Source organism: Streptomyces soli (genome assembly GCF_003999195.1).
Taxonomy (GTDB): Bacteria; Actinomycetota; Actinomycetes; order Streptomycetales; family Streptomycetaceae; genus Actinacidiphila; species Actinacidiphila soli.
In genome coordinates this window covers 1-3,523 of the sequence record NZ_RJVR01000165.1, presented here as the reverse complement: position 1 = coordinate 3,523, position 3,523 = coordinate 1, and the positions used below count along the sequence as shown (strand labels likewise).

The following is a 3,523-nucleotide window of genomic DNA, read 5'->3' as shown; positions in this document are numbered from 1 at the left end:
CGCCGGCGGCGCGGTCGGCGCGACCGCGTTACGGCCCGGAGCGCGGGCAGCCGCGGCCACGCCCTCCCGCCGGCGCGTCGCCGTCCTCGGCGGCGGCGTCTCCGGGCTCAGCGCCGCCCACGAACTCGCCGAACGCGGCTACGCCGTCACCGTCTACGAGTACTACGACACCCTCGGCGGCAAGGCCCGCTCGATGGACGTCCCCGGCACGGCCGCCGGCGGCCGCAAGCCCCTGCCCGGCGAGCACGGCTTCCGCTTCTTTCCCGGCTTCTATCGGAACCTGCCGGACACGATGCGCCGCATCCCCTTCCCCGGCAACGCCGGCAGCGTCCACGGCAACCTCCGCACCGCCACCGAGGAGTTGTTCGCCCGCGGCTCGGGCCGCCCCGACCTGCACTTCCCGCTGCGCCGGATCACGACCCCGCCGGCGCCCGGCGACATCACCGCGTCCTGGATCCGCGACCAGATCCTGTCCGTCCTGGATGTGGGCACCCGCCTGCCCGCCGACGAGGTCGCCTACTTCGCCGACCGTCTCCTCGTCCACCTCACCAGTTGCGACGCACGCCGTGAGGGCCAGTGGGAGAAGGTCGCCTGGTGGGACTTCATCCGCGCGGGGGAGATGAGCAGGGAGTATCAGACGCTCCTCGGCATCGGGCAGACCCGCAACCTCGTCGCCACCCGCGCCGAGGTGGCGTCGACCAGGACGGTCGGCCGCGTCATCATCGAGGCCCTGATCCTGTGGGGCCTGCTCGGCCGCGGGATGGACGGCGACGCCGACATCGACCGCGTCCTGAACGCTCCCACCAGCGAGGCCTGGATCGACCCCTGGGAGGCGCATCTGCGCTCGCACGGCGTCGACTTCGTGACCGGCACGCAGGTATTGGAGGTCGGGTACGAGAGCGGGCGGGTGACCGGCGTTCGCGTCGCGGCCCGCGACGGCGGCCACGAGCGCACGGTCACCGCCGACCACTACGTCTCCGCAATGCCCGTCGAACACGCCCGCGCCACCTGGGGCAGGGCCCTGCGCGCCGCCGACCCACAGCTCGGCCGATGCGACGCGCTGAAGACGGACTGGATGACCGGCGTGATGTTCTACCTGCGCACGCCCACACCCATCGTGCACGGCCACATCAACTGCCTCGACTCACCCTGGTCGGTGACGGCCATCGGCCAGGCGCAGTTCTGGGACGTACGGGATTTCTCCCGCGACTACGGCGACGGGCGGGCCCACGACTGCCTCTCCGCGATCATCTCGGAGTGGGACAAGCCCGGCATCCTGTACGGCAAGACGGCCAAGGAGTGCACCAGGGACGAGATCGTCGCCGAGCTGTGGGCGCAGCTGAAGGACGGGCTGAACGACGCGGGCAAGACCGCGCTCAGGGACGAGGACCGCCTCGGCTGGTTCATGGACCCGGCGGTGACGGGCCTGGGCGGCCCTGACCCGCACAACCGCGAACAGCTCCTCATCCACCCGACGGGCACGCTCTACCATCGTCCCTCGGCACGGACGGCGATCCCGAACTTCTTCCTCGCGGGCGACTACGTCCGCACCGACGTCGACCTCGCGACCATGGAAGGCGCCAACGAGTCCGCACGGCGAGCCGTCAACGCCCTGCTCAACGCGGACCGTTCGGACGCCGAGCGGTGCCGTGTGTGGGAGCTGTACCGGCCGCCGGAGATGGAGCCCCTGAAGCGGATCGACGAGGTGCGCTACAGGCTGGGTCTGCCCAACACCTTCGACCTGGGGTGAGCCGGAAGAACCGCTGCTCCGGCGAGAGCGGCGGGATCGGATCAACCAAGCGGGGCCTCCGCGCTTCGGTGGGTTCTCTCCCCCGCACCCTCGCCGCTCCCGGTCGGCTCAGGGGCGTGCACGTTGGCCGCGTCCCGACGGGCGTGTCGACGATCACGGTTTTCACGCGAACGTCCACAACACGCGAGAACACCGGGTCGGCGGCGTCTTCTCGTTGTCCGTCATGCTGTGTCCGTCCCGGCTGACCAGGCCCGAACCTGATCCTCGGCCAGCCTGTCACATCACGGACTTACACGCTCTTTCAGACACGCCCGGCTTGGCGGCGCTGGCAGTCTTACGGGACCTGCGTGAGCACCGCGCGCCCGCATCGACGGAGGAGCCGGAGCGGTGCAAGACCGCGGATTTGCTGCTGCGCGCGGCGCGTGCGCCGGATCCGGTCGGCGGCGGGGTGCTTCGGATCCGCTCGTAGGTGTTGTTTGGCGGTGTGCTCCGGTTGGGCGGGTGGGGGTGGGCGAAGAAGCGGCTGTGCGGTGCCGCGGCTGGCCGGGCGGTCCGCTCTGTCTGGCGACTTTCGGCCGGGAAGGAGGTGATTTCTATGGAAGAGCAGGTTGAGATCTACGAGCCGCCGATGGTGACGGATGCGGGCGACTCACCGCGGTCACGTTCGGCGACCTGGCCGGCTGGATCCCCGACGGCGGTCACGCCCCGTTCATCTACGTATTCCAGGGCGGGCAGTAGTTGCCCGGATGGGCGCTTGGCGGGGGCGGGCCCTGGCCCGTCCTCGCCGGTGGTTGGCCGGTGGGCAGATGGAGCGTGAGTGGATGGATACGTGGTGGGTGGTCCTGCCGGACACGCCGGCTGCGGCCGGCGTGGCGGCGCGACTGGGGGTGGGGGGTCTGGATGGGGTGCGGCATGCGTCGGGTCACACCCAGCATCCGCCGTTTCGCCGCCGAGCAGATCAAGTACTCGACCGCCTTCCTGCAATGGCTCGGTGAGCGGAACAGCACCCTCGCATCCTGCGGCCAGATCGATGTCGACGCCTGGTATGCCGAGAACACCGAACACGGCCGCACCTGCTTGAGGGCCTTCCTCAACTGGGCCATGCAGGGCCGCCGCTGCCGACGCTCCCTCTCCATCCCTGCGATCTCCCGGCGGGCTGCGCTGAGCGAGGACGAGCGCCTGGACGCCCTTGGCCGATTGCTGACCGATGCAAAGATACCGATGCGTCTCCGTGTCGCCGGGGTCATCGTGCTCCTCTACGCGCAGCCCGTGACCCGCATCGTCCGGCTCAGCGTCGACGATGTGATCCGCGACGGCGACTCGGTTGGTCTTCCCGTACTTCACCGACCCCGCGCTCATCGTCAAGTGGATCGGCGACCGGGCCGAGCTCGACCCGCAGCCCGGCGGCGTGTTCTCGCTCGACATGGGCGAGGTCGTCGCCCACGGTGCCTACATCACCGTCGAGCCGCCGTACCGCGTCGTGTTCAGCTGGGGAATCCCCGGCAGCGACGCGCTGCCGCCCGGCGGATCGACCGTCGAGGTCGTGCTGACCCCTGACGGCGACGACACGATGGTCGTACTCACGCACCGCGGCCTGCCGTCCACCCACATCGGCAACCACCGCGCCGGCTGGGAGCACCAGCTCGGGCGGCTGCGCGTTGCGGCCGGCTGACCCTGTAGGATCTTGGTGGCTAATTCGTAATTGTCATGCTGTGAGGGCGAGTTCGAGGCGGGCGAGGTGACTGCTGCTGGCGCGGTCGAGGGGGTGTCCGT

Annotated in this window: 2 protein-coding genes; both read left to right on the top strand. The window is 70.3% G+C overall.

Annotation, left to right across the window (positions count from 1 at the left end):
* Positions 1–1,750, top strand: a 1,750-nt coding sequence (locus EFK10_RS14440) for a hydroxysqualene dehydroxylase (RefSeq protein ID WP_127356101.1), incomplete at its 5' end; no start/stop codon positions are given.
* A 1,324-nt stretch (positions 1,751–3,074) separates the two neighbouring features.
* A complete protein-coding gene (locus EFK10_RS14430) occupies positions 3,075–3,422 on the top strand; it encodes an SRPBCC family protein (RefSeq protein ID WP_127356100.1) in 348 nt (115 codons plus the stop codon).
* Positions 3,423–3,523: the final 101 nt, after the last annotated feature.